This is a genomic window from Paenibacillus sp. NFR01 (assembly GCF_900111565.1).
In the GTDB taxonomy this organism is placed as follows: Bacteria; Bacillota; Bacilli; order Paenibacillales; family Paenibacillaceae; genus Paenibacillus_AQ.
On record NZ_FOIK01000001.1, the window covers coordinates 194,732 to 220,504 of the forward strand.

20 protein-coding genes, 4 tRNA genes, 1 riboswitch and 1 other annotated feature are annotated in these 25,773 nt (G+C 53.3%); of the genes, 23 read left to right on the top strand and 1 reads right to left on the bottom strand.

What is annotated here, in order from left to right:
* Positions 1–56 precede the first annotated feature (56 nt).
* The 5 genes from polA to BMW84_RS00885 all read left to right on the top strand — a co-directional run bounded on the left by polA (position 57) and on the right by BMW84_RS00885 (position 5,672).
* Positions 57–2,735: a DNA polymerase I gene (gene polA / locus BMW84_RS00865; RefSeq protein ID WP_091063382.1), complete on the top strand. Its 2,679-nt coding sequence runs from the start codon at positions 57–59 to the stop codon at positions 2,733–2,735.
* A gap of 51 nt (positions 2,736–2,786) precedes the next feature.
* Positions 2,787–3,629, top strand: coding sequence for a DNA-formamidopyrimidine glycosylase (gene mutM, locus BMW84_RS00870; protein WP_091063385.1), 843 nt, complete (start codon positions 2,787–2,789; stop codon positions 3,627–3,629).
* 148 nt (positions 3,630–3,777) lie between these two features.
* Positions 3,778–4,506, top strand: a complete 729-nt coding sequence (locus BMW84_RS00875; RefSeq protein ID WP_091063388.1) for a manganese efflux pump — start codon at positions 3,778–3,780, stop codon at positions 4,504–4,506.
* A gap of 9 nt (positions 4,507–4,515) precedes the next feature.
* The gene (coaE, locus tag BMW84_RS00880) at positions 4,516–5,109 is read left to right on the top strand and encodes a dephospho-CoA kinase (protein ID WP_091063391.1); all 594 of its coding nucleotides are present in this window, start codon (positions 4,516–4,518) and stop codon (positions 5,107–5,109) included.
* Positions 5,109–5,672: a lytic transglycosylase domain-containing protein gene (locus BMW84_RS00885; RefSeq protein ID WP_091063394.1), complete on the top strand. Its 564-nt coding sequence runs from the start codon at positions 5,109–5,111 to the stop codon at positions 5,670–5,672. Before coaE ends, BMW84_RS00885 begins: the two co-directional genes overlap by 1 nt.
* Positions 5,673–5,739: 67 nt before the next feature.
* Here the strand turns inward: BMW84_RS00885 and BMW84_RS00890 are convergent, their stop codons facing one another.
* Positions 5,740–5,961: an alpha/beta-type small acid-soluble spore protein gene (locus BMW84_RS00890; protein ID WP_091063397.1), complete on the bottom strand. Its 222-nt coding sequence runs from the start codon at positions 5,959–5,961 to the stop codon at positions 5,740–5,742.
* Positions 5,962–6,075: 114 nt separating this feature from the next.
* Here BMW84_RS00890 and nrdR point away from each other — a divergent pair, with 114 nt between their 5' ends.
* From nrdR to BMW84_RS00980, 18 genes are all read left to right on the top strand, one after another.
* Positions 6,076–6,549 carry a transcriptional regulator NrdR gene (nrdR, locus tag BMW84_RS00895; protein WP_091063399.1) on the top strand — a complete coding sequence of 158 codons (474 nt, stop codon included), beginning with the start codon at positions 6,076–6,078 and terminating at the stop codon, positions 6,547–6,549.
* A gap of 118 nt (positions 6,550–6,667) precedes the next feature.
* Positions 6,668–6,743: transfer RNA gene (locus BMW84_RS00900), tRNA-Ala, on the top strand.
* Between the two features lie 11 nt (positions 6,744–6,754).
* Positions 6,755–6,827, top strand: a tRNA-Lys gene (locus BMW84_RS00905).
* Between the two features lie 78 nt (positions 6,828–6,905).
* Positions 6,906–6,981, top strand: a tRNA-Ala gene (locus tag BMW84_RS00910).
* Positions 6,982–6,992: 11 nt separating this feature from the next.
* Positions 6,993–7,065: transfer RNA gene (locus BMW84_RS00915), tRNA-Lys, on the top strand.
* A gap of 328 nt (positions 7,066–7,393) precedes the next feature.
* A riboswitch (cyclic di-GMP riboswitch) is annotated at positions 7,394–7,479 on the top strand.
* A gap of 92 nt (positions 7,480–7,571) precedes the next feature.
* Positions 7,572–9,218 carry a pyridoxal phosphate-dependent decarboxylase family protein gene (locus tag BMW84_RS00920; RefSeq protein WP_254772926.1) on the top strand — a complete coding sequence of 549 codons (1,647 nt, stop codon included), beginning with the start codon at positions 7,572–7,574 and terminating at the stop codon, positions 9,216–9,218.
* A gap of 5 nt (positions 9,219–9,223) precedes the next feature.
* Positions 9,224–10,957, top strand: coding sequence for a methyl-accepting chemotaxis protein (locus tag BMW84_RS00925; protein ID WP_091063432.1), 1,734 nt, complete (start codon positions 9,224–9,226; stop codon positions 10,955–10,957).
* Between the two features lie 276 nt (positions 10,958–11,233).
* On the top strand, positions 11,234–12,550 hold the full coding sequence (locus tag BMW84_RS00930; protein WP_091063438.1) for an MFS transporter: 1,317 nt from the start codon (positions 11,234–11,236) through the stop codon (positions 12,548–12,550).
* Positions 12,551–12,764: 214 nt separating this feature from the next.
* Positions 12,765–13,655: a S66 peptidase family protein gene (locus BMW84_RS00935; protein WP_091063442.1), complete on the top strand. Its 891-nt coding sequence runs from the start codon at positions 12,765–12,767 to the stop codon at positions 13,653–13,655.
* 30 nt (positions 13,656–13,685) lie between these two features.
* Entirely contained in the window at positions 13,686–14,585 is a 900-nt protein-coding gene (locus BMW84_RS00940) for a DUF1848 domain-containing protein (protein WP_091063443.1), read from the top strand.
* Between the two features lie 103 nt (positions 14,586–14,688).
* Entirely contained in the window at positions 14,689–15,336 is a 648-nt protein-coding gene (locus tag BMW84_RS00945; protein WP_175498627.1) for a hypothetical protein, read from the top strand.
* Positions 15,337–15,539: 203 nt separating this feature from the next.
* Positions 15,540–18,998: a choice-of-anchor I family protein gene (locus tag BMW84_RS00950; protein WP_091063458.1), complete on the top strand. Its 3,459-nt coding sequence runs from the start codon at positions 15,540–15,542 to the stop codon at positions 18,996–18,998.
* A gap of 107 nt (positions 18,999–19,105) precedes the next feature.
* Complete coding sequence (locus tag BMW84_RS00955) at positions 19,106–19,510, top strand: iron chaperone (RefSeq protein ID WP_091063461.1); 405 nt, start codon at positions 19,106–19,108, stop codon at positions 19,508–19,510.
* Positions 19,511–19,709: 199 nt separating this feature from the next.
* Positions 19,710–20,051 (top strand): ArsR/SmtB family transcription factor, encoded by a 342-nt coding sequence (locus BMW84_RS00960; protein ID WP_091063464.1) that lies wholly within the window; start codon positions 19,710–19,712, stop codon positions 20,049–20,051.
* Positions 20,048–21,085 (top strand): SDR family NAD(P)-dependent oxidoreductase, encoded by a 1,038-nt coding sequence (locus BMW84_RS00965; protein ID WP_091063466.1) that lies wholly within the window; start codon positions 20,048–20,050, stop codon positions 21,083–21,085. The genes BMW84_RS00960 and BMW84_RS00965 overlap by 4 nt, the downstream gene beginning before the upstream one ends.
* Positions 21,086–21,276: 191 nt before the next feature.
* Complete coding sequence (locus BMW84_RS00970) at positions 21,277–23,655, top strand: GH36-type glycosyl hydrolase domain-containing protein (protein ID WP_091063468.1); 2,379 nt, start codon at positions 21,277–21,279, stop codon at positions 23,653–23,655.
* A 114-nt stretch (positions 23,656–23,769) separates the two neighbouring features.
* Positions 23,770–24,005, top strand: a binding site (T-box leader).
* 55 nt (positions 24,006–24,060) lie between these two features.
* On the top strand, positions 24,061–24,927 hold the full coding sequence (locus BMW84_RS00975; protein ID WP_091063470.1) for a GNAT family N-acetyltransferase: 867 nt from the start codon (positions 24,061–24,063) through the stop codon (positions 24,925–24,927).
* A 69-nt stretch (positions 24,928–24,996) separates the two neighbouring features.
* A complete protein-coding gene (locus BMW84_RS00980; protein ID WP_091063472.1) occupies positions 24,997–25,746 on the top strand; it encodes a MerR family transcriptional regulator in 750 nt (249 codons plus the stop codon).
* Positions 25,747–25,773: the final 27 nt, after the last annotated feature.

Genomic DNA, 25,773 nt, shown 5'->3' on the forward strand with positions numbered 1-25,773 from the left:
CACGGAGCATATGGTAAAATGGTAGAAGTAAGCAAGCTAAAGGCGAGGTGCTAATTGTGGACAAGTTGATCCTGATCGATGGAAATAATATTATTTACCGCGCATTCTTCGCCATGCCCCCGCTGACCAATACGGCCGGGCAGCAGACGAATGCGGTATACGGCTTTACTACGATGCTGCTAAGACTGATTGAAGAGCATAAACCAAGCCATTTGATCGTGGCTTTCGATGCCGGGAAAATTACGTTCAGACACGAAGGCTACGAGGACTATAAAGGCGGCCGCCAGAAGACGCCCCCGGAGCTTTCCGAGCAATTCCCGCTGCTCAAGGACCTGCTGCGCGACTTGGGTGTACCGCAGTACGAGATCGCCGGGTATGAGGCCGACGACATTATCGGCAGCATTTCCCGCCAAGCGGATGAGGCGGGCCGCGAGGTCATGATCGTATCCGGGGATAAGGATATGCTTCAGCTTGCTTCCGACCATACAACCATTGCGCTGGTCCGTAAAGGGGTTACCGAGGTCGAACTGTACGGCCCGCAGCAAATCCGCGAGAAATACGACTTGACGCCGGAGCAGATCATCGACCTGAAGGGCCTGATGGGCGATGCAAGTGACAACATTCCCGGCGTTCCCGGCGTAGGCGAGAAGACGGCGCTTAAGCTGCTGCAGCAGTTCGGGTCCGTGGAAGGCGTACTGGCCGGTACCGGGGAACTGAAGGGGAAAATGAAAGAGAAGCTGGAGGAGCATGCGGACAGCGCCGTCATGAGCAAAAAGCTGGCGACGATCTACCGCGAGGTTCCGCTTGAGCATGCCTGGGAAGACATGCTCTTCAGCGGCATCAACAAAGATACCGCCGGACCGGCTTTGGCCAAGCTTGAATTCAAATCGCTCCTGGAGCGATTGTCGCTAAGCGCTTACACGCCGGCAGCGTCCGGCGATGCGGGTGAAGCTGCAGAAGGAGTCCCAGAGGCAGCGCTGGATATCGTGATCTGCGAAACGGACGGCGATCTGCCTGCGGTCATCGCTGCATTGCCTGAAATTGCCGCGCTGCACTTGGAGACGAGCGGAGAGAACCCTCACCGGTCGGAAGTCATCGGACTGGGGTTATCCGCGGCGCAGCAGCATTATTATATTCCGTTCGCCTTGCTGAAATCACCGGCGGCCACGCCGCTGCTGGACTGGCTGGGCGACCCGCTGGCCCCAAAAAGCGGCTACGACCTGCATCGTGCCGACCTTGCGCTGCATTGGCAGGGCATCGCCTTCGCCGGAGCGGCGAATGACGTGCAGCTTGCCGCCTATTTGCTTGACCCGACGGAAGCCAACCAGAACTTGAACGACCTTGCCGCGAAATACGGGCAGCCGCGTTTGGCTCCGGATGAAGAGGTGCTGGGCAAGGGAGCGAAATACAAGCTCCCTGATCTGCGGACGCTCGGATCGCATGTCGCCCGCAAAAGCGCTGCGGTTCTCGGTATCGTCCGCAGGCAGGAAGAGGCACTTCGGGATACCGGGATGGCCGGCCTGTTCCATGACCTGGAGATGCCGCTTTCCCGTATCCTGGCGGATATGGAGAAGCAGGGCATCGCCGTCAACAAAGAAGATCTGAAAGAGCTAGGCAAGGAATTTGAAGCCCAGATTGCTGCGCTCGTTGCGGAAATCTACGAGACCTGCGGCACGGAGTTCAATTTGAATTCGCCGAAGCAGCTCGGCGAGATTCTCTTCGACAAGCTGGGCCTGCCCGTTGTCAAAAAAACAAAAACCGGCTATTCCACCGATGCCGAAGTGCTGGAGAAGCTGGCGCCATACCACAATGTGGTGCGCCTGATCCTGCAATACCGGACCATCGCCAAGCTTCAGTCCACGTATGTTGAAGGATTACTCAAGGAAGTATCCGGCGAGACCGGCAAAGTGCACACGTTCTACCGGCAGACGATTGCGGCAACGGGACGGCTCAGCAGCCAATATCCGAACCTGCAGAACATTCCGATCCGCCTGGAGGAAGGGCGCAAGATCCGCAAAGTGTTTGTGCCGTCCGAACCGGGCTGGTCGATTCTCGCCGCCGACTATTCGCAGATCGAGCTGCGGGTGCTGGCGCATATCTCCGATGACGAACGCCTCAAGGAAGCATTCGTGAACGACATGGATATTCATACGAAAACGGCGATGGATGTATTCGGCGTATCCGCCGAGCAGGTGGACAGCAACATGCGCCGTTCCGCCAAGGCGGTAAACTTTGGGATCGTGTACGGCATCAGCGATTACGGCTTGTCACAGAACCTGAATATTACCCGCAAGGAAGCAGCCCAGTTCATCGACCAGTATTTTGAAGTGTTCCAGGGCGTACGCAGATATATGGACGAAATCGTCCAGGAAGCCCGCAAGCAGGGCTATGTGACGACGCTGTTGGAGCGCCGGCGGTATTTGCCGGAGATCAATGCCAAGAACTTCAACCTGCGTTCGTTTGCCGAACGTACCGCCATGAACACGCCGATCCAAGGGACAGCCGCCGACATTATCAAGCTGGCGATGGTGCAGATGGACAAGGCGCTTTATGAACGCAAGCTGCGCAGCCGCATGCTGCTGCAGGTGCACGACGAACTTGTCTTTGAAGTACCGGAAGAAGAAATGGACCTTATGAAGAAGCTGCTTCCCGAAGTGATGGAAGGCGCCTTGAAGCTCAGCGTTCCGCTAAAAGCAGAGGTAAGTTATGGAAGTAACTGGTATGAGGCAAAATAGCCTCTCGCATAGGGAATGTTTCCGGTATAATGGAGTTGAGGTGAATGCATCATGCCGGAACTTCCGGAAGTGGAAACAGTCAAACGAACATTAAACACTTTAATTACAGGCAAGCAGATACAGAGCGTTACTGTCCGGCTGCCGCGGATCATCCAGCGCCCGGACGATGTCCAGGCGTTTGCCGTCCTGCTGGAGGGCCGGCGGATTCTTGAGATCGCGCGCCGGGGCAAGTTTTTAAGGTTTGTTATGGATGGACTCGTCATGGTCTCCCATCTACGGATGGAGGGCCGTTACGGTTTATATACGAGCGGTGAACCGCTGGACAAGCACACCCATGTTATTTTTCATTTTACGGACGGAACCGAGCTTAGATATACAGATGTGCGCCAATTCGGTACGATGCACCTGTTTCAGCCGGGCGAGGATCTTGAACTGGCGCCGCTGAAGAAGCTGGGCCAGGAGCCGCTCGACCCCTTGTTTACAGCGGAGCGGTTCAAAGAAATCGTCGGCGCCAAGGGGACGAAGATCAAGCCGCTTTTGCTGAACCAGGAATACATCGTCGGCATCGGGAATATCTATGTAGATGAATCGCTGCACCGGGCCGGGATCCATCCGGAGGAAACCGCCAAATCGATAACCCCGGATCGGCTGGACCGGCTGCATGCGGCGATTGTTGCGACCTTAAGCGAATCGGTAAAGGTTGGCGGCTCCTCCGTCAAATCTTACGTGAACGGCCAAGGCGAAAGCGGAAACTATCAGCATCAGCTGCTGGTATACGGCCGTAGCGGCGAGCCTTGTACTGTATGCGGAACGATGATCGAGAAGACCGTCGTCGGCGGCCGGGGTACCCATTATTGTCCGGTCTGCCAGCCCGTTCCGCCCGCCGGAATCTGACGTACCGGTAATGCCTTGAATAAACCAGACACCCACAAGTTGTCCCGCCCATATACTGTTTGAAGAATGCTGAATCCGGCGCAGACGAAAGCTCAAGAGGCGGGAATCCCCGCCCGGCCGCCGGTTCTTTGAGCGGGAGGGATCTAGGGTGCTCAGCCCATTGTTATCGCTGTTACTGTTGGCGTTTGCTTTGAGCTTGGACGGTTTTGGTGTAGGCATTACATATGGACTCAGGCAGATGAAAATACCGCTGTTATCCGTACTCATCATCTCGCTATGCTCAGGTGTTGTAATCTGCGTATCGATGCAGGTTGGAGTGCTTCTGGCCAAGGTGGTGTCCCCGGATGCCGCTTCGACGGTCGGCGCGGTGATTCTGGTCCTGATGGGCTGCTGGTCCCTGTACCAGATGCTGACGCAGAAGGAGAAGGAACGCAAGGAAGCAGGCGTGCAGGATGATGCACAATGCGATGAAGACATAAAGGCGGTACAGGAGCCTGAGGCCATCGCTGAGGCAGCGTCCGAGGATTCGCTCAAAGCGGCGGTCTTTTCGCTGGAGCTGCGTCATCTCGGCGTTGTTATCCAAATCCTGCGTACGCCGTCTTCGGCCGACCTGGACGCTTCGGGAAGCATTTCGCCCATGGAAGCGATGGTACTCGGCATTGCGCTTTCGCTGGACGCCTTCGGGGCCGGTCTAGGTGCAGCGCTGCTGGGCTTCAGCCCGGTGCCGACGGCGCTGGTCATTGCGCTGTTCAGCGGTACTTTTTTATTGCTGGGTATGAAAACGGGTTTGAAATTGTCGGGAAATTATCTGATGAAGCATGCCGCCGCGCTGCCGGCGTTATTATTGATTGTAATGGGTATAATGAAGCTGTTGTGAGGTGAGGTCATGATTATGGGCTTGACCGGAGGCATTGCCTCCGGAAAAAGCACCGTGTCCGCATGGTTTGTGAACAAGGGAGCACGTCTCGTCGATGCCGACATCATTGCCAGAGAAGTGATGCTCCCCGGACATCCGGTGCTTGACGCTGCCGTGAAGCGTTTCGGCGAGGGGATTCTGCAGCCGGACGGTTCGCTGAACCGGGCGAAGCTGGGGGAGATCGTATTCGCCGACAAGGAGGCGCTTCAGGCGCTGAACGCCATTACGCATCCCGCGATCCGCAAGGAGATCAAGGCCCGTATGCATGCGCTGGAAGAGGAAGATCCGCGGCGGCTGACCCTCGTGGATATTCCTCTGCTTTATGAGTCGGAGCTGGACAACCTGTTCGAGCGGATAGCCGTGGTGTACGTTCCGCGCGAAGTGCAGCGGGAGCGGTTGATGGCGCGTAACGGGATGACGGAAGTGCAGGCGGAGAGCCGGTTGAAAGCGCAGATGGACATTGAAGAGAAGCGGCGCAGAGCCACCTTTGTCATCGACAACAGCGGCAGTCCGGAAGATACCAAGGACCAGGTTGACGAGCTGTGGGACAGGCTGGGCTTATGATGAAATGGCTGCGTAAAAAAAGAGTGCTGCTTCTGCTGTTTATCGGCTTTACCGCAATTTTATTCTTAAGCACGAACTGGATGTCCTGGTTTTATCCGATACATTATAAGACGGAAATCCGCAAGCACAGCCTGACGTACGATATGGATCCGTTCCTGGTTGCCGCGATCATCAAAGTAGAAACCAATTACAAAACCGGGCGCGAGTCGAAAAAAGGAGCCCTCGGCCTCATGCAGCTCATGCCCGATACGGCAAAATGGGCCTTGCAGAAGGCCAAGCTGCCCGATGTTTCGCTGGACGAGCTGAAGAAAGAACCTTCGGCCAACATCGAGCTGGGCACCTGGTATTTGTCTTCCCTGTCCAAACAGTTTGACGGAAACCGTACGGCGGTCATCGCGGCTTATAATGCCGGCCCGGGCAATGTGCAGCGCTGGTTGAGCGAAGGCTCCTGGGATGGAACCGAAGCGGCCGTGAAAAATATCCCGATCGGCGAAACCCGTCATTACGTGCAGCGCGTTATTTATTATTACGAGCAATATACGGAAATTTACAGCGAATTTTAGTGCAAAAAAGAAGCATTAAGCGGCAATGAACCGCTTAACACTTCTTAGGCAAGCATATGGGGGCAGGTTATTTTACGAATTGACCTGCCAGTTGTTGTTCGGCCAAGGTTACAAGACGTTTAGTGATGTAACCACCGATCGAACCGTTTTCGTAAGAAGTTTTATTGCCTTGGTATCCGTCCGGGGACAGCGTGATGCCCAATTCTTGGGCAACCTCGTATTTCAGTTGTTCCAAGGCACCGCGGGCGTTAGAAACGACAAGGTTATTAGAGTTACTGCTTTGTGCCATTGTTGTTCACCTCCTATCGGTTGGTAACAGTATTATGTGCCGGACATGCCCGCTTCATAACAACAATTTTTCGGTGTTTTTTGGAAATTAGAATCAGGAAGGAGCACGCCGTCAATGAAATGTCCATACTGCGACCATACAAGCACCAAGGTGCTTGACTCACGTTCGGCGAACGAGAACAAGTCCATCCGGCGCAGGCGGGAATGCGAGCGCTGCAGCCGAAGGTTTACCACCTTTGAAATGATTGAAGAAACCCCTCTGATCGTCATCAAAAAAGACGGAAGCCGCGAGGAGTTCAGCCGCGACAAAATTTTGCGCGGGCTCATCCGCGCCTGTGAGAAACGTCCTGTCTCCATGGAACGCCTGGAGTCCATCGTATCCGAGGTCGAGAAGTCGCTGCGCGGCATCGCCTTGGCGGAGATCGAAAGCCGGCAGATCGGCGAGCTGGTTATGGAACAGCTGTATCCGGTGGATGAAGTGGCTTACGTCCGCTTCGCATCCGTGTACCGGCAGTTCAAGGACATCAACATGTTTATGAAGGAATTGAAGGGCCTGCTGTCCCGCAATACCGGGGATTTGGAGGGCTGAACAATCATTTTATAAAAAGTGTTGACACCAGAGGCGATCTTTTGTATTATATAAAAGTCGCCTCCGGGAATTAAAGAAGCGAAATACATATGGAATTCGGTTCTTGGGCATGCATCATGGGGCCATAGCTCAGCTGGGAGAGCGCATCGCTGGCAGCGATGAGGTCAGGGGTTCGATCCCCCTTGGCTCCACCAAAACTTCATATGGACTCTTAGCTCAGTTGGTAGAGCAGTAGACTCTTAATCTATTTGTCCAGGGTTCGAGCCCCTGAGAGTCCATCCTTGCTTTCTTTATTGAAATTCTGTATAATCAATTCTTGTGAGCGACTTTACAAAGGTTGTGAACACAACGTATTTGGGGCCATAGCTCAGCTGGGAGAGCGCATCGCTGGCAGCGATGAGGTCAGGGGTTCGATCCCCCTTGGCTCCACCAAAACTTCATATGGACTCTTAGCTCAGTTGGTAGAGCAGTTGACTCTTAATCAATTGGTCCAGGGTTCGAGTCCCTGAGAGTCCATCCTAAAGAAACGGCAGAAATGCCGTTTCTTTGTTGTCCCCAGAATGTTCGATGTTTCGAATGGGCGGTGTTTTTTTCTTAAGTATATTTTCGGCAGTTTCTCCCACATATCGCCAAATTGTGATTTAAAGAGTATAATAGATTTGTGATTTTTTTCTCATAATCGAATCAGCAACTTCTGCGCGGTATCCCTATTTCTGTAACCCCGCGGAGTTATCCCCAATTGAGTTAATTAACACGCAATGTGAGTGACTATTGTATATTTACCAATAATATACTATACTTAGTTTCATGTTGATATTTGTCGAACCACGTATTCCCAAATAACCAAATAATCCGGCAAACCTATTGAAAAATAGGGACGCAAAGCTATAGGGACTAAATCCACCTTGGATAAGTCAGCCAGTTGCAATTTCGTAATTGGTGAAAGATGGGTATTCTTACCTTTCTTCACCTTTTTTTATTGCTAGCAGATGAAAGGGGAATGGAAAGTGCCAGAGAAATCAATGCAATCGTTTTTTCCAAGTGAAGATGGCAACGAAGAGGGGCGCATGCGATTTCTGCAGCTCATCGAGCAGCTACTGAAAGGGGTAGACAGCCTTAAGAATCCGGATGGCGTGAATTTGCACGGGGACAAGGACCGGACCGGATCCTTCTATAACGATTTGATTCGGAAAAGCGAAATTCCGACCGACAGCATGCCGCAAGAATTAGTCAATGATCAGCTGCTGAAGCTGTTGCATAACCATCCTTACCATACGAAATATTTTCTTACCAATATTCTTCCAATGGCAAGCATTCCCGGCATTCTCGGGATGATCACGGCGTTCCTGGTTAACGGCAACAATCTGTGGGACGTATACGGTCCTGCGGGAGCGGAGGCGGAAGTGCGCGTCATCAGCATGATGTCGAAACTGGTCGGCTACGACGCCGCCCGCAGCGGCGGGTATACGACATGGGGAGGCCAAGGGGCAGTCTTCACGGGGCTGCGGCTGGCAATCGCCAAATTCGCTCCGGATGCTCCACGTTCGGGCGTACCCGGCAACTTCTACGCTTTCTGCTCGGAATCCGCCCATTACAGCCTGTTTAAATCCATGGAAGCCACGGGACTCGGCAGCAATCATCTGATCAAGGTTCAGACCACGCCGGACAGCGCTATGGATGTGAAGGATCTGCGCAAAAAGCTGGAGCAGGTGATTGCCCGCGGCGGTATCCCGATCTACATTGTGGCAACCACGGGAACCACAGATGCCATGGGAATTGATGATATAAAGGAGATTCGTGCCGTATCCGAGGAAATCGCTCAAACCTATGGCCTGCAGCGCCCCCATTTGCATGCGGACTCTGCGCTCGGCGGTTTTTTCGCCTTCTTCCGGGAATACGATTTTGCCGCCAATCCGCTGGGCTTTCAGCCGAACCTGGTCGATGGCCTGCAGCACATCCAGCGAAAAATGAACCATCTGCCGCTGGCGGATTCCCTGTGCTTTGATTTTCAGAAGCTTGGGCAGACACCTTACCTGACTAGCCTTTTTCTGGTCAAAAATGCGATGGATCTTCGCCTGGTTGACCTGGAGGAAGAAGAGACGCCATATGTCGGCCACCGGGGATATGGTGATTACCACACCGGATACACGCTTGAATGCTCGCGGATGGCCAGCTCCATCGCCATTTACAGCGCCCTGCTGGCGTTTGGCGTCAAAGGTTATCAGCAGCTGCTCGGGCAATTGGTGGAAGTGAATCTGGCGTTCCGTGAAGCGTTGCGCGCAGAAATTCCCGAAGCCCAAATCGTGAACGGCGACAATCCGGGAGTTGTGACGCTCTTCCGTATCTATCCGGAGGGTGCGGACGGCTTCCAGGCGGAGCTGGCGGGCAGGGTTAGCCTTGCCAGCATTGAACGCACGAACCGTTTCAATGAGCGCTTGTTCGAGGTCCTGGGCGAACAGCGCGACCGGATGTTCTTCGGCGATACGAAGAAACATCTGGTGGTATCCACCGCCGATGGCGGCAGCACAACCCTATATGCTGCCAAGATTTTCGTAATCTCGCCTTACACGGAAATCGGCCATGTGCCGGAAATCGTTCAGTATTTGAAAGAAAACATCGTGAAGGTATACGAGGCACACTCGGAACCGCTAGAGACCATTGGGAGGTAAGCAAGGTGGGACAGCAAGAGGCGAAGAAGAAAGTAAATTGGTTCAGCGGTCATATTTCCGTAAAGATGATCAGCAGTTTTCTAGGATTGGTGCTTCTGATTTGTGCAATCTTTTCTTTTACCGAATACCAGATCAGCAACCGATTGTCGAGTAAACTGGAGGGGCAGTTTAACCTGAGATTATCCAGCAGCATTCAGGCCATAGGCTCTTACCTGGAGTCGATCCCGGAGAAGCCGGATCAGATCACTGGGCTTAAGGATGAAATCCACACCAAAATCAAACAGCAGCTGGAGCAGATCAAAAAGACCGATTCGCTCGAGAACGTGTATATCCTCAGCAATGCCGGAGGCAAAGAGCACATCGTCATTTTGACCGGCGTCGACGATGACTTCGGAACGGATTATGCGTTTAATGACGAGATGCGGAATTCGATCGCGCAGAACCAAACGATGTACAGCAAAATCTACAAAGACGAGTACGGTACGCATAAGTCGATTTTCATTCCGGTAAAAGGCAGCGACGGCAAAATCTTCGGGATCGCCGGGATTGATGTCGATGCTTCGATCGTACCGCAGACACAGTCGTTCATTCTGCAGACCACAATATTCATTGTACTCGGGGTGGTCGTGCTCGGCGCAGCCATTGCTTATCTCATCAGCCGCAGCATTACCCGTCCGATCGGCAAGCTGGTCCGGGCAACCGAAAAAGTGGCAGGCGGGGATCTGACAGAGGAGCTTGAACTGAAACGCAGCGACGAAATCGGGCAGCTCGCAGCTGCGTTCGGGCTGATGCGGCGCAATCTGGAAACGCTGATCCGGCAAATCTCCAATTCGTCGGGCGTGTTCTCGCAGACCAGCGGCCAGATCTACCGTTCTGCCGATGAGATGGGCGCCAGCTCGCAGCAGGTTGCTTCTTCGATGGGCAGCATGAATGAGGGGGTTGCCGAAGTTGCCGTTTCGATTTCGGACAGCACGTCCAACATCGTCGAAGTCAACGTGGATTTGACCAAAGTGACCGAAGAAGTGAAGACGATGCAGGCACTGGCTTACGAGGTGGGAAATCATTCCCAGGACGGCCAGGAGCTTGTGGAGAAAACGTTGAACCAAATGAATGTCATCCAGCAGGAAATGCAGCAATCGAAGGATGCTGCGGTTCAACTGGATTCGCGGTCCAAGGAAATCGGTGAAATCATTACGATCATAACCGGCATTGCCAATCAAACCAACCTGCTGGCGCTTAATGCCTCCATCGAAGCGGCGCATGTCGGGGAACAAGGTAAAGGTTTTGCCGTGGTGGCGGGCGAAGTCAAAAAACTGGCCGAGCAGTCGTCGAAAGCCGCCAACTCGATTACCGAGCTGATCTCCAGTACGCAGCAGGACAGCCAAACGGTGCTGGACAGCATTGACGAAGGGTATCAGGCCGTGGAGCAAGGCCAAGTCTGGATTCAGGACATGTATGAGAACTTCAAGGTGATTTTTAACGGCGTGTCATCGTTCTCGAATCAGATTGATCATTTGCAGAGCGCGCTGGAAAAAGCGGATAAATCGTTTGAACTGATCACGGAGACGATGCAAAAGATTTCGGGCATTACGCAAGAGCAGTCAGCGGGCTATGAAGAGGTCGGTGCGGCGGTTCAGGAGCAAAGCGCGACGATTCAGGAAATTACCGGCGCGATTCGCCACCTGTCCGAAATGGCCTCGGACCTGCAAAACTCTGTCCGGAACTTCAAGATTTCTTGATCTTTAAGCATTCATACATCAAAGATGTGCATACATAAAACGGCCCGCGCAAGCGGGCCATTTTTTATCATCGCCGGCTTTGGAATGCTATGGTAAAATTCACTTATCTTCTGTAAAGGAGCCTGATCGATATGAAGTTCTGCATTGGCGAAGCTCCGTGCAAAGTCTGACGCCGGACATCATTGCATGGAGCGGATAGGCATTACAGCTCGTCCGGCAGACTTTGCACTTTAATTTTGTTGAGCTATCACAATATTAAAGAGGAGCAAAGTCGAAATGAAAAATAATTTAACTTCGGTCAAAGAACTGCGAAGTTTTCTGATCTTATGGATAACCCAATCCTTGTCGGGGCTTGGAAGCGCAATGACCAGCTTCGCGCTCGTAATCTGGTCTTATCAGCAGTACGGGTCGGCGCTGACCACCTCGCTGTTAACACTTTGCTCTTATGCGCCTTATGTGCTCCTAAGCATGTTCGCGGGGGCATGGAGCGATCGGTGGGATAAAAAGGCGATCCTGCTGATCGGCGACAGCTTCGCCGCCTTGTGTACTGTCGTAGTGCTGGTGCTGTTCAATACCGGCAGGCTGGAGATATGGCATCTCTATTTGCTTAATTCGCTGAACGGACTGATGAATACGGTCCAGCAGCCGGCGGCTGATGTTGTGACCAGCTTGCTTGTACCGAAGAAGCATTACCAGCGGGTCAGCGCGCTGCGGTCTTTTTCCAATTCGCTGGTTACTGTACTTACGCCTGTTATTGCTTCGGCGCTGCTGGCCTTCGGCGGTCTAAAGACGGTTATCTGGATCGACCTGGGTACGTTTATGCTGGCAGCCTCCGTAATGCTGTGGTTTATTCCAGTTCCGCATGTCCGGCAGGAGCAGGCCGCTACTGAATCTTTACTGACGTCCGCAGGGGCGGGGCTGCGGTACCTGCGAAACCATCGCGGCATACTGGATCTGATTCTTTTTTTGGCGCTGATCAATTTTACCGCTTCCATGTTTAACGCGGCTCTTCCGGCGATGCTTCTATCCAGAACCGGCGGGGGAGAGACAGCGCTGGGGCTGGTCAATACCTGCACCGGACTCGCCACCTTGCTCGGCAGCCTGATCGTGTCGTTTGCGCCGGCTCCGAAAAGCCGTGTCCGCGTTATCCTGAACGCGCTGCTCTTCTCCATGAGCACGGAGAATTTTATTCTTGCCTTCGGCAGAAGCACGCCGGTATGGTGCATCGCTGCCGTTATGGGCTGGATCTGTATCCCGCTCATGAGCGCAAACATGGATGTATTGCTGCGGAGCAATATTCCCGTAGAGCTGCAAGGGAGAGTCTACGCGGCAAGAAACACGCTGCAATTCTTCACGATTCCTGTGGGTTATCTGACCGGCGGATGGCTGGTAGACCGGGTGTTCGAGCCTTTTATGGCTCAGCAATCCGGCGGGAGCCTCTGGGTGCAGCTCTTTGGAGCGGGAAAAGGTTCCGGCGCGGCGATGCTGTTCTTGGTCCTGGGAGTGTTCGGCATGGTATCCTGCCTGCCGTTTCGCAAGGATCGGCATATTTGGGGGCTGGAGCAGCAGGAGCAAGGAGAGGAAGCGGCGTAAGGCGGCTTTTTATTTAGTTTCATTCATGGTATTGTCTTTGGAAATAGCCGCTTCTATGGGTAGCGGCTTCAGGTTATGCGGCAGAAATAGACCGCGTCCTTAGTGAGAGGGCGGTCTATTTCTTTTTTACTGGTGATTAATAATAGATTATGGTATCATAAAAGGAACAAATGTTCGTTTCCTTGTTTTATTTTTTTATGGAAGGGGATTTAGGATGAAGCTGAACATCGGGGATTCCATTGGCATCGTTTCGCCCAGCCATGTGGCAACAGCCGAGAGGTATGCAGGAATAATTGCGGGCATCGAGGCCTGCGGCTTTCGGGTCAAAACCGGGGAGAATCTGTATAAGAGCACTTACGGTTATTTGGCATCGGAGCAAGAACGAGCCAGCGATTTCAACCAAATGGTACTCGATGAGAGCGTCAAAATGGTGTTTTTCGGGGGCGGTTATGGCGGCTTGGAGCTGCTTCCTTATATCGATTATGATGCCATAAAGCGTAATCCTAAATTTTTCTTGAGCTACAGTGACGGAACCTCCATCTTGAACGCCATCTATTCCAAAACCGGATTAACTACCTACTATGGTCAGGCACCCGGGACATTTGCCAACCTGCAGCCCTACAACTATGAGCAGTTCGCGGCGCATTTTATCCAAGCCCAACCGGACGTCTGGGTGAATAACAGCCAGTGGCATTCCTTGCATGACGGGATTTGCGAAGGCGTTCTGATCGGTGGATACACGGTCAATTTCGCGCTTTCGGTGAACAGCGATTATCTGAAGACGAATGATGGAAAGAAATGTATATTATTTCTGGAGGATCACGAAGAATTCAGCAGCATCGCGTGCGTAAGCATGTTTTTGTCGCATATCGAGCAAAGTCCGTTCATTGGCCGGATTGCCGGTTTGCTGTTCGGGCACTATTCCGAAACGGTTAATCCGCAGCTATTTGAAAGACTGAAACGGTTCGGGCAAAAATATAACGTGCCTGTTGCTTACTGCGACGATTTTGGCCATGGCAGCAACCAGGCTATTCTGCCGATTGGCGCATCTGCCGTGTTGAATACAGCGGATAAGACGATGGATTTTATTTATTCGGGCAACTAAACGGCTATCGTGCCAGTAGGAGGTGTTCATATGTTGATCAGCGCCAGCCGCAGAACGGATATCCCGGCTTTCTTTGGCGAATGGTTTATGGGCAGAATCCGGGATGGGTATTTCGACCGGATCAATCCGTTCAACAGCCATCAGGTGAAGAGGATCAGCCTGCTGCCGGATGACGTGGATGCCATTGTGTTCTGGACGAAGAATCCAAAGCCGTTTCTGAAACATCTGGACGAGCTGGACAGTCGGGGCTACCGGTATTATTTTCAATTCACGCTGAACGATTATCCCCCTGAATTTGAACCGAATCTTCCGAACATTTCTGCCCGAATCGATACATTCAAGAAGCTTAGCGAACGAATCGGTCCGGAAAAGGTGATCTGGCGCTACGATCCCATTATCGTCAGCTCGGTGACTCCGGTACGATACCATATCGAGACAATCACTGCGATGACGGCTGAACTAAGCGGGTACTCTTCCCGCATGATGATCAGCTTTCTGGATTTTTACGGAAAGATTCAAGGCAGATTGAAGGAGCTGGAGACAAAACATCAGATATCATTTACGGACATTGCAGCGCCTGAGCATGCTGGGCAACTGGAGCAGCTGCTTGAACCTCTGGTGCAGGTTGCCCATATGAACGGTTTTGAGGTGTTGTCCTGTGCCGAGAAACTGGATTTGGAACCGTACGATATCGGTCACGGCGCCTGTATCGATGGCCAGCTGTTAAACGAGCTTTTTCTGCTTGAGAAGGGGTACGGTAAGGATAAGCATCAACGTCCGGAATGCCTTTGCACGGAAGCGGCGGATATGGGCGTATACAATACCTGCAAATTCATTTGCACTTATTGTTACGCGGTGGGAAGCGAGAAGCGGGTTCGTGAAACGCTGGACAAGCATGATCCATCGGGCGCTTCGCTGATTACAAAATGAAAATTAATTGAATGTTTTCCAATAATCTGCCGGAGTTTTTTGCCCTTGGACTAGTCTCGGCATGCCGCACAGTGGTATGATGGTATTCGAGGTGAAGATAAGAATGACGAATGAGACAACAAATGAAACCGCAACCACAGAAACCCAAGAAGAAGCGAATAATAATCAGGATACAATGACGCCCGAGAAATGGAATGAGCTGCTACAGGCTGTTCACCATAACGGCCTGGTTGCACTGAGAATGTCCTTTAAAGAGGTTACCAGTCAGGTGACGCAGCTGGAGATTTACGGGCCTATTTTTATTTTCCATGTTAAAGACGAAGCCGGAGACGTGTACTCTGTCGGATTTTTCCTCCGCGAGCTGGTCGCCAAATTCCAGGGCGGGGGCAACCCGGCCATGTGGATGGCCTCTTTCTATTACGAGCTGATGAAGACCAAGGGCGGCAAAGCGCTGCCGACGCCTCCGACCACGGAAGACGAAGCTAAGGCCGTAATCGATAACGAACTCGTTCCGCTTTGCATTGCGGCAGTTACCGAAGAGTTTGCGCCTGAGCAGGTTCATGCCGGACTGGCCTGGAACGAAGAGCATGGCCCGGTGTTCGAAGCGGGATTCCCATCCATCACCGAAGGCAATAATGTTTGTGCCATTCCACTCCATATGCTGCTTACCCATCTGCAGCTGAACCGTGATCCGTCCGAGCTGCTCGTTCAAGGCATGTACAATATCCGCAAAATGCATGGCCTGGAGTAGTCGCTGCTTGATGCGATAAGGCGAAGTTTGATATAAAAACCGTTCCTTGTGTAAAAGGTGATGACACCTTTTGCCGTCAGGGACGGTTTTTTGCGTTATGTTAACGGGTGAAATATTAAATTTTAACAAAAAATGCTGCATTATTTTACATTAGCCGCCTAAAGTGGATAGAGAGCGAGTCCATAATCGATTAGGAGGCTTATATGAAGAAGAGAACGCCCAAACAGCTGATCAGTGCAGCGATGGCTGCAGTTTTGCTGTTCGTTATCCTCCCCGTTTCGGGAAAAGTCAGTGCGGAACCGGCATTCGCTGTGGCGGAATGGAATTTTACTGCGCAAAACAGCGAGGGCAAATCCGTAATTCCCGCAACCGGGGGTGTGAATGCAGGCACCAGCACGGTTACATGGTCTACTTATAACGGAAATGCACGAACCGTCTCGTATTCGGCTACGGATTCCGCCATTTACGCAACTGGCTGGGACGGCAGCAACGATACGAAATACTGGCAAGTAAATACTTCGACAAAGTGGTTTGAAGACCTGAAGCTGTCCTTCAGCCTATCCGGTTCAGACACCGGCCCAAGCGATTTCAAACTGCAATACAGTCTGGACAATAAAGTTTACTCTGATATCCCTGGAAGCAGTCTCCACATCACGGCTGCCGGCTCAGTGAGCCAAACGGATCTTCCGCTTCCTGCTGAAATCAATGATCAGGCAGCGGTATATTTGCGTTTGCTGCAAACCGGCGATATTTCAGTCGGGGGCGGTACTGTGGGTGCCGAAGGAACTTCCGGTTTGGCTGCTGTAAAAATAACAGGCGATGCCATCCCCGTTTCTTCGGGCACACTGATGAGCAAAATCGCCGGCTACTCCACGGGATTCTCCTCCGATAAGGGCGGCGTTGCTGAAATCGTTAAATACAACAGCGACAATCAGAAATTTTACCTGGTAAACGGCTCTGAAAAGAAGGTAGACATTGTCGGCTTGAGCGGCCTGAAAAGTGGCGGCAATGCTGCCCTGCAACTGGAAAAGCGCATTGATGTCAGCCAAATGATCCAAGGGTTTACCTTCGGCGATATTACGAGCGTCGATATCAACACCAGCCTGAAACGGATTGCCATCGCCGTACAGGAAGCGGATTACAGCAAAGCCGGCGCGGTCATCCTGCTCGATTATGACGGCAATTTCCAAGACAGCTATGCGACCGGGGTGCAGCCGGACATGGTAACTTTTACCCCGGACAGCAAATATCTGCTTACCGCCGATGAAGGCGAACCGCGGCAAGGCTATGCCGCTCCTGCGGTAGATCCAAAGGGCTCCGTGACTATTGTCGATCTAACGACTCATACCGCCAAGGTCGTTGACTTCACGAGCTTTGACGATACGAATGCGAGAGCCGGCTTGCTTGCAGATCATGTTATCCTGAAAAAGAACACAGCGCCGTCCGTGGACCTCGAGCCGGAATACGCGGCAATTTCTGCGGACAGCAAAAAAGCGTATATCACACTCCAGGAAGCGAACGCCATTGCGACGCTCGATATCGAAAAGGGCGAATTTACTGCGATTAAGGGACTTGGATTTAAGGATCACAGCCTCCCTGGCAACGAGATCGATATTCGCCGTGACGGCAAAATCAACATCAAAACCGAAGAGAACTACTTCGGCATGTTCAATCCGGACGGCATCGCCTCCTACGCCGTCGGCGGCAAAACGTACTTGCTTACCGCCAACGAGGGCGACTCCAGAGACTGGAATGGTTATGTGAACGAAAAAGACATTACGATCAGTAACGGGGGCCAGGACGGCGATCCCAGTAAAAAAATGAAGGTCACCGCCTTCGACACCTCCGGCTATGAAGTCGGCACGAACGGCAGCGGATTCGACAGCAGCAAAACCTACCTCTTTGGCGCCCGCTCTTTTTCGGTCTGGGATGCGGACTCGCTGCAGCTCGTATATGACAGCGGCGCGGATTTCGAGAACTACACCGCGAAGCTGCTTCCGCAGTATTTCAACTGGTCGAACGATGACCTGGTATTCGAAAAACGGAGCGCGAAAAAAGGGCCGGAGCCGGAGGATGTCAAGGTCGGCATCGTGGACGGCAAACCTTACGCTTTTATTGGGCTTGAACGGGTCGGCGGAAACATGATGTATGATCTGTCCAATATCCATAAACCGGTATTCGCCGACTATCTGAACACCAGGGATTTTCCGGGTTCGGTCGACAACACGGGGAAATATGCGATCGCCGGCGACGTCTCTCCCGAAGGGCAAGCTTTCATTCCGGCCAACCTCAGCCCGACCCGTTACCCGCTGCTTCTGGTAGCGAACGAGGTATCGGGAACGGTGTCCGTCGTGCAAGTTTCGGCCGGCCTTTACACGCCGCCGACACCAACGCCGACACCGACCCAGCAGCCAACGGGCCCCCAAAGTCCGGTAAGCAGCGCAACGCCTTCGCCTGCGGCATCGCCAAGCGCTACGTCTGCTGCCGGTACAACGGCAGTTATTAAGCCGTCGTTCAACAGCGAAACCGGCGAAGCCAAGCTAACATTGAACGCGGAAACGGCTGCGAAGCTGCTGGCGAATGCGGCAGTGAGCGAACAAGCGGGCCGACATGCCGTTGTGGAGATTAGCAGCGAGGCTATGAGCAATGCTAAGAAGGTATCTCTTGAGCTTGGAAGCAACTTCTTGCAGAAACTTGCAGCGGACACCAACGCCGACTTTAAGCTGAACACCGGCTTTGGCACGATTACGCTCGGGAACGCTGCGGCGGACGCGATCGGTAAATCGGCTCAGGGTCAGCCAATCAGCGTCAGCGTGGAAGCGGCAGCAACGGGGAATCTCAGCACCGGCGTGCAGGCGCTGATCGGCGACCGTCCGGTATATAGCTTTACGATCACCGCCGGAACTTCGAACATCACGACCTTTGGCGGCGAAGCATTAAAAGTAACGATTCCGTATACCCCGAAAGCTGGAGAGAATCCGAACGCCATCCTGGTCTATTACATTGACGGCAGCGGAAATGCCGTACCGGTCACCAGCAAATATAATGCAGCCACGCAAACGGCCGAATTCGCGACTACGCATTTCTCCACCTTTGCGGTAGCTTATAATCCGATCACGTTTGCCGACACTGCCAATCATTGGGGCAAGGACAGCATTGCCTTTATGGCAGCCCGCGGCGTACTGACCGGGCTTAGCACGGATCAGTTCGGCCCGAATCAAACAATGACCCGCGGCATGCTGGCAACCGTGCTTGGCAAACTCGCTAGTGTAACTCCTGCGAGTGCTGCGTCGTTCTCCGATGTCAGTGCAGCGAAATATTACGCACCATACGTGGCTTGGGCTGTCCAAAATAACATCGTTAAAGGTACAGGGAACGGCAAATTTGCTCCGGATCAGGCGGTAACCCGTCAGGAACTGGCCGTCGTTCTCTATAACTACCTTGCTTACAGCGGCGGGAAACTGTCCACAGCGACTACGGTATCCGAATTTACTGATGCCGGCAGCATTGCGGCATGGGCCAAGGAAGCCGTCTCCGCCATTCAAGCGGGCGGGCTCATCAGCGGCAAACCGGGAAATACGTTTGATCCGCTAGGAACGGCAACCCGCGCTGAAGTCGCAAGCGTCCTGCAGAAATATATCGGGCAAAGCCTTGCTAACTGAGGGAGACCCCGGTTAGCGAAAAGGAAACGGCAAACAAGCCGTTTCCTTTTCTATTTGCGCAGAGATGTGTATAGTGGAGAAAAGCGTGAACAAGGAGACGGTTCCAGATGAAAGAGGAGCAAAAGAGTTTTGCTACCATTGACGAATATATCGCAAGCTGCAGGCCGGAACTGCAGGATTCATTGCATCAATTACGGCAGACCATCAAGGAAGCCGCTCCGGAAGCCAAGGAAAAATTCAGCTACGGGATGCCGACCTTTGACCTGCACGGGAACCTGGTGCATTTTGCGGCTTTCAAAAATCATATCGGCTTCTATCCCGCTCCGTCCGGGATTGCCGGCTTTGAGGAGGAAGTGAAGCCGTATCACAAATCCAAAGGCACGCTCCAGTTCCCGCTTGATGTGCCGGTTCCTTTCGATCTGGTCGCCCGGATCGTAAAGTTCCGCGTAGCCGAAAACATAGAGAAGGCGCAGAGCAAAAAGGCAAAGAAGAAAGCGGCGACGGCGGACTAATCTTGCAAAAGCTGCTTATAAAGAACATGAGACGGTTCGGAACACCGCATACGCGGGGTACGGGCCGTTTTTTATGTTAATGATGGATCACAGGAGCATCCGTCTGCATTTTCTTTCCCGATGTGGCGGGGATACAGCCCTTGTGCTATGCTGCAATTGGTTCGAACCGATCAACGAAACGGCAAGGGAGGCTCAGAGGATGCAGACAAACGAACATACGCTGGGCGGAATCAAGACAAGCTTTGAGGAATGTACACAGGTGCTGGCAGCTATCGGGGATGAGACGCGGCAGATGATCTTTCTGGCGATGATTGCCTCCGGCTGCGACGGGATGCGCGTGGGCGAAATTACGGTCAAAACGCATCTTTCCCGTCCGGCTGTATCCCATCACCTTAAAATATTGAAAGACTCGGGAATCGTTAAGGTATATAAGGTAGCAACCAAAAATTACTATTATCTCGATCCGAGCGGCTGGCTGCCGAAGCTGGAGCTGCTGCTCGGCCATTTACGGGAGATGCTGGATGGAGGGAGCAGCAAATGAATCATTCGGATAAAAGTAAAGTCACACCGCAAACGACGATCCATTCCGGGTTCGGGTCTAAAACGACAGCCAGGGAAGCGCTTGGCGGCCGCAGCCTGAAAGGCAAAATCGCCATCGTTACCGGCGGATATTCGGGCGTGGGGCTGGAGGCCGTACGCGTTCTCGCCGCTGCGGGAGCCGAGGTCATCGTTCCGGCGCGTTCGCCGGAGAAAGCCCGGCAGGCCGTGCGTGGCATGGCTAATGTGACCACGGAGACGCTGGATTTGATGGACCCGGCGTCGATTGATGCCTTCGCCGGACGCTTCCTGGCATCAGGGAGGCCACTGCACCTCCTGATCAATAGCGCCGGCATTATGGCTTCTCCGCTGATGCGCGACCGGCGGGGGTACGAAGCGCAGTTCGCCACCAACCATCTCGGCCACTTTCAGCTGACGGCCCGATTATGGCCTGCGCTTCGCCAAGCCGGCGGCGCCCGGGTTGTCGCGGTATCTTCACGGGCGCACCGGCTCGGCGGGGTGCTGTTCGACGATCCGAATTTCGCGCGGACCGAATATGACAAATGGAAAGCCTACGCCCAGTCCAAAACGGCGAATGTGCTGTTCGCGGCCGAACTCGATCGGCTGGGTCAAAACAGCGGCGTACGTGCCTTTTCGGTGCATCCGGGTCTGATTCCGTCTACGGGCATCGGCCGGTTCAGCGGCGGTAAGGGCGCTTCGCGTCTGCTTCAAGGACTCGGGCAATCTCTCCTGAAGCAGGAGTGGGTGCTTAGCTTGTTTATCAACCGCAGCAAAAAAGAACGGGGCGACGCCTTCAAGACGATCCGCCAAGGCGCGGCAACAACGGTATGGTGCGCGACCAGCCCGCAGCTGGACGGAATGGGCGGTGTATATTGCGAGGACTGCGACATTGCGGAGGCGGTGCCGGCGGACAGCGACAAGGGCTACGGCGTCCGGCCGTGGGCGACGGATGCCGGCTATGCCCGCGAATTGTGGCGGCTGAGCGAGGAGCTCACAGGCGTGAAGTTTGAGATGTGATTTTTGGGATGATGGGTTGAGCGATAAGCCGGTCCGGGCAGGTATCCAGATACCGTTTCCCGGAACCGGCTTTTTTCGTTTTTGTCTTTTTCGCCAAATCTGTGCAATCCGTGTGCAAACTATCGGCAGGTGCGGTATGATTTAGACAGGTATTTATTTCTATTCCATTTATTGTTGAAAGAGGTGCTAACGTGATCAGACCATCGGAAGACCAGCAATATTACGAATTGACAAGCCCCACCCTGCTGCCGAAAGCATCGGGATTTCTGTGGAATGAAACGATGATGATCCATATGAATTGCCGCGGATACGCCGTAGCCCAGTTCATGCAGCCGGAGCCTGCGAAATATTCGCATGCCCCGAACCTGGAGATGAAGACGTTTATGCAGCCGGAGCAGCCGTATTACGCGCATCATCCCGGACGATTCGTGTACATAAAGGACGAAGAAACCGAAAGCGTATTCTCCGCCCCTTACGAACCGGTGCGCGTGCTGCCGGAGAAGTATCTTTTTGCTGCGGGTAAACATGACATTGTCTTTACCGCCGAACACCAAGGCCTGCGGATCGAGATGACGCTGGGTCTGCCGGTGAACGATCCTTACGAGCTATGGAGCATTAAGGTGACGAACACATCCGGCCGGAAACGGAAGATCAGCATTTATCCTTATTTTACCGTCGGCTATATGTCCTGGATGAACCAGTCCGGCGAATATGCGGAGGATCTGCAGGCCATCGTCTGCTCGTCCATCACTCCATACCAGAAGCTGCAGGACTACGATAAAATCAAACGCTTGAACGATAAAACCTTCCTGCTGGCGGAGCAAACGCCTTATGCCTGGGAGGTCAATCAGGAGGCGTTTGAAGGCGAAGGCGGCATCGGCGCGCCATCGGCGTTGACCGGGGAAGCGCTGGGCTGCGGCGAGTCGCGGTATGAGTCGCCCGTGGCCGTCATGCAGTACCGGCTGGAGCTTGCAGCGGAGCAGGAAGCGTCGTACCGGTTCGTCTTTGGCCCGGCGCGGACAAATGCAGATATTGCGGCGATCCGCCAAAAGTATTTTACCGATAAAAATGAAGAAGGCCTGGACGGCTTTGCGCTGGCGGCGCGGGAGTATGCCCGGTATGTGGCCGAAGGTCAGGGCGTCATTGAAATTGCGACACCGGACGGCGACCTGGACAATTTCGTGAACCACTGGCTGGCCCGGCAAATGTATTACCACGGCAAAACTAACCGCCTGACGACCGATCCGCAGACGCGGAACTATTTGCAGGACAACATGGGCATGAGTTATATCCGGCCGGAAATTGCCCGCGGCGCGTTCCTGACCGCGCTGTCCCAGCAGGAGAGCAAGGGCGCAATGCCGGACGGCATTATTTTGCATGAAGAAGCGGAGCTGAAATACATCAACCAGGTGCCGCATACGGATCACTCCGTCTGGCTGCCGATCTGCCTCAGCACCTATCTGGACGAGACGAACGATTACGCGATTCTCGATGAACGGGCACCGTTTGCTGACAGCGATGAGACGGCCACCGTCTACGAGCATATTGAACGGGCGATGCGCTGGCTGATCCAGGACCGCGACGAACGCGGGTTGAACTTTATCAACCAGGGCGACTGGTGCGATCCGATGAATATGGTCGGCTATAAAGGCAAAGGCGTGTCCGGCTGGCTGACCGTCGCCACGGCTTATGCGTTTAAGGTTTGGGCGGATATCGCCGAAACCAGCGGGCGGCTGGAAGCCGCAGCTGCATTCCGCGCCGAAGCGGACCAAACCAACGATGCATACAACCGCCATATGTGGGACGGCGAGTGGTACGCGCGGGGCATCACCGACGACAATGTGAAGTTTGGCGTGAAGGACGATAAAGAAGGCCGCATCTTCATCAATCCGCAGGGCTGGGCGCTGCTCAGCGGCGCGGCGAACGAAGAACAGCGGGAGAAGCTGATGAAGGCCGTTGCCGAGCAGCTCGAAACGCCGTATGGCGTGGAAAAGCTGGCCCCATCCTTTACCGCGATGCGTGAAGATGTCGGCCGGGTAACGCAAAAACATCCCGGCACGGCGGAGAACGGTGCCGTTTATAACCACGCCGCCGCCTTCTATATTTACGGCTTGTACGCCGCGGGCGCGGCCGATAATGCCTACCGGCTGCTGCGTAAAATGCTGCCGGGACCGGACCGCGAGGATATCGTCCGCCGCGGCCAGCTTCCCGTCTTTATTCCGAACTATTACCGGGGAGCTTACCGGCAATTCCCGAATACCGCCGGCCGTTCCAGCCACCTGTTTAATACGGGAACCGTGCCTTGGGTGTATCGCTGCCTGATCGACGGCCTGTTCGGTCTCAAAGGAAACGCCGAGGGCATTGCCATCGAGCCGCAGCTTCCTTCCCACTGGAGGGATGCCCGCGTGAAACGCAGCTTCCGCGGTGCGACGCTTGCGATCGAGATGACGCGCGAAGCCGGCATCTCCGCTCCGGAGGTCTACGTGAACGGCGAGCTTCTGCCGGGCAGCGTACTCACGGATGTGCAGCCGGGCACTACGTATGAAGTCATCGTAAAACTGCCGCAATAGCATTTGATCTCCCGGACCGTGTTGGTCCGGGAGGTTTTTTTGAAGCATGATATAGTCGTTTGAGTTATTGACAGAATATTGAAAATAACTTATGTTGAACTTAACGAATAAGTACCAAATACGATGAAGAGGACAAGTAGATACGGAAACGCCGTTCAGAGAACTGCCGGTTGGTGCGAGGCAGCGGATATCCGAATCCAATAATCACCTCGGAGCTGGTCCCCGAAATCAAAGTAGATGGGCCCGGGATTCTACCGTTACAAAGAAGCATCGTTGTTGGACGATGACGAAGTGGGCGTTTATGCTAAACGTCAATCAGGGTGGTAACGCGGAGCAACTCCGTCCCGAATGGGATGGAGTTTTTTTGCGTCTTCATAAATGAATTATGGAAAGGAAGATACTGTGATGCAATACAAGTTGTATACAGATGTGCATGAGTTTTACAAGGATACCTATGATGTGCTGATGCGGCATGAAGCACAGAATTTGATCCCTCTTGGCAATATTATTATGGGGCATGAAGGAAAAGACAAAACAGACTGGCGTGACCCTGTACATTGGCTTATGGCTACGATTTCGGATGCGAAGGGCACACAACTAACCGCCATAATGACACCGCCGCACAATATTACGCTTTATGCTACAGACAACGTAATCAACCCGGAAGCTATAAGCTGTCTGATCGATGGGTTAAAAGACCGTGAAATTCCAGGGGTGACGACCGAAAAAAACTTGGCGTTGTATTTTGCCAAAGAATATACTTTGCGCAGGGGAATCACTTTTAAAACAACCATGAGCCAGCGTATCTATGAACTTACGGCGGTAAACCCGGACATTCAAAAGGTTGGTATCGTTCGATTGCTGGATGAAAAGGATGTTCACTTTTTCCCATACTGGGCGGAAGCATTTTTTGCAGCGGGGAGTTATGGAAAAACAGAAATGTCCATCCCGCAAGAAGCAGCCCCTTATCTCTACCGGATCGCATCTAAGAAGATCTATATTCTAGAGGACAACGGGATACCCGTTTCTATGGCGGGATTTACAAGGACAATGCAAACAGCGATCGGCGTGGCATTTGTATATACCCCTCCATATGAGCGGGGCAAGGGGTACGCTACTTCCATTGTGGCGCAAATTAGCCAACTTGCATTGGATAAAGGATTCACGAAGTGTGTCTTATATACGGACCTAGCAAATCCCATATCGAATAGCATCTATCAAAAGATAGGCTATAGACCAATTTGTGATTCGCTCCAGTTAAGATTTGAATAGCTAATGACATTCCCTTGACCCTCCTCCAAGAGGAGCCCTTAAACTCTAATCCGAAGGGAGTGAAATGTCATGTTATATACGGTAAAGGAAGTTGCGGCGATGGCGGGCGTAACCGTTAAGGCGCTGCATCATTACCACAAAATCGGCCTTCTTTTGCCAAGCGAAGTCAGCGAAGCCGGCTACCGGCTGTACGGGAGCCGGGAACTGGAGCGGCTGCAGCAGATTATGGTGTACAAGGAGCTGGATCTTAGCCTGGATCAAATCGCCCGCCTGATGGCAACCGAAGGCGAACGTCCGGCGATTCTGGCCGACCAGGAGAAGCTGCTGTGCGCCCGCAAGGACCGGCTAGAGGCCATTCTGGCGACGCTGCGGAAGACGATAACCCGTGAAGGGAAGGGAGAACCCATGAACGACAAGGAGCTTTTTTATGGATTTGCGAAGGAAGAGGACTGGAGAGAAGCGCTGCAGGAGCAGAACGACTACCTGAAGGCTAACTACGATACGGATCTGCTTGCGGAACAAGCAATCGATGTGGCGGGGATGAATGAAATGGCGGCGGAAGCCGCCGGCTTTATGGGCGGGATTGCGGAAGCGCTGCGCAATGGCGTGCGGCATGACGATGAAAGTGTCCGCAGCCGGATCGGAGAGCATCTGGATTTTCTCGGCCGGCAGGGGCATGCGACTATTGCGGAGGACTTTGCCGCGCAGTCGCGATTTTTCCTGAACGACGATTTTCACCGTAGCATGCTGGAGGGGCAGCAAACCGGACTGGCCTACTACATGGCCGCCGCAGCGGATGCGTACGCAGGACGCGCATAATGCGAAACAGCCGCCAGCCTTGGATAA

Excerpts from the sequence above, each read along its gene's own strand:
- mutM (WP_091063385.1), top strand. The coding sequence starts at position 2,787 with ATGCCGGAACTTCCGGAAGTGGAAACAGTCAAACGAACATTAAACACT.
- coaE (WP_091063391.1), top strand. The coding sequence starts at position 4,516 with ATGATTATGGGCTTGACCGGAGGCATTGCCTCCGGAAAAAGCACCGTG.
- BMW84_RS00885 (WP_091063394.1), top strand. The coding sequence starts at position 5,109 with ATGAAATGGCTGCGTAAAAAAAGAGTGCTGCTTCTGCTGTTTATCGGC.
- BMW84_RS00890 (WP_091063397.1), bottom strand. The coding sequence starts at position 5,961 with ATGGCACAAAGCAGTAACTCTAATAACCTTGTCGTTTCTAACGCCCGC.
- nrdR (WP_091063399.1), top strand. The coding sequence starts at position 6,076 with ATGAAATGTCCATACTGCGACCATACAAGCACCAAGGTGCTTGACTCA.
- BMW84_RS00920 (WP_254772926.1), top strand. The coding sequence starts at position 7,572 with ATGCAATCGTTTTTTCCAAGTGAAGATGGCAACGAAGAGGGGCGCATG.
- BMW84_RS00930 (WP_091063438.1), top strand. The coding sequence starts at position 11,234 with ATGAAAAATAATTTAACTTCGGTCAAAGAACTGCGAAGTTTTCTGATC.
- BMW84_RS00935 (WP_091063442.1), top strand. The coding sequence starts at position 12,765 with ATGAAGCTGAACATCGGGGATTCCATTGGCATCGTTTCGCCCAGCCAT.
- BMW84_RS00940 (WP_091063443.1), top strand. The coding sequence starts at position 13,686 with ATGTTGATCAGCGCCAGCCGCAGAACGGATATCCCGGCTTTCTTTGGC.
- BMW84_RS00945 (WP_175498627.1), top strand. The coding sequence starts at position 14,689 with ATGACGAATGAGACAACAAATGAAACCGCAACCACAGAAACCCAAGAA.
- BMW84_RS00950 (WP_091063458.1), top strand. The coding sequence starts at position 15,540 with ATGAAGAAGAGAACGCCCAAACAGCTGATCAGTGCAGCGATGGCTGCA.
- BMW84_RS00955 (WP_091063461.1), top strand. The coding sequence starts at position 19,106 with ATGAAAGAGGAGCAAAAGAGTTTTGCTACCATTGACGAATATATCGCA.
- BMW84_RS00960 (WP_091063464.1), top strand. The coding sequence starts at position 19,710 with ATGCAGACAAACGAACATACGCTGGGCGGAATCAAGACAAGCTTTGAG.
- BMW84_RS00965 (WP_091063466.1), top strand. The coding sequence starts at position 20,048 with ATGAATCATTCGGATAAAAGTAAAGTCACACCGCAAACGACGATCCAT.
- BMW84_RS00975 (WP_091063470.1), top strand. The coding sequence starts at position 24,061 with ATGCAATACAAGTTGTATACAGATGTGCATGAGTTTTACAAGGATACC.
- BMW84_RS00980 (WP_091063472.1), top strand. The coding sequence starts at position 24,997 with ATGTTATATACGGTAAAGGAAGTTGCGGCGATGGCGGGCGTAACCGTT.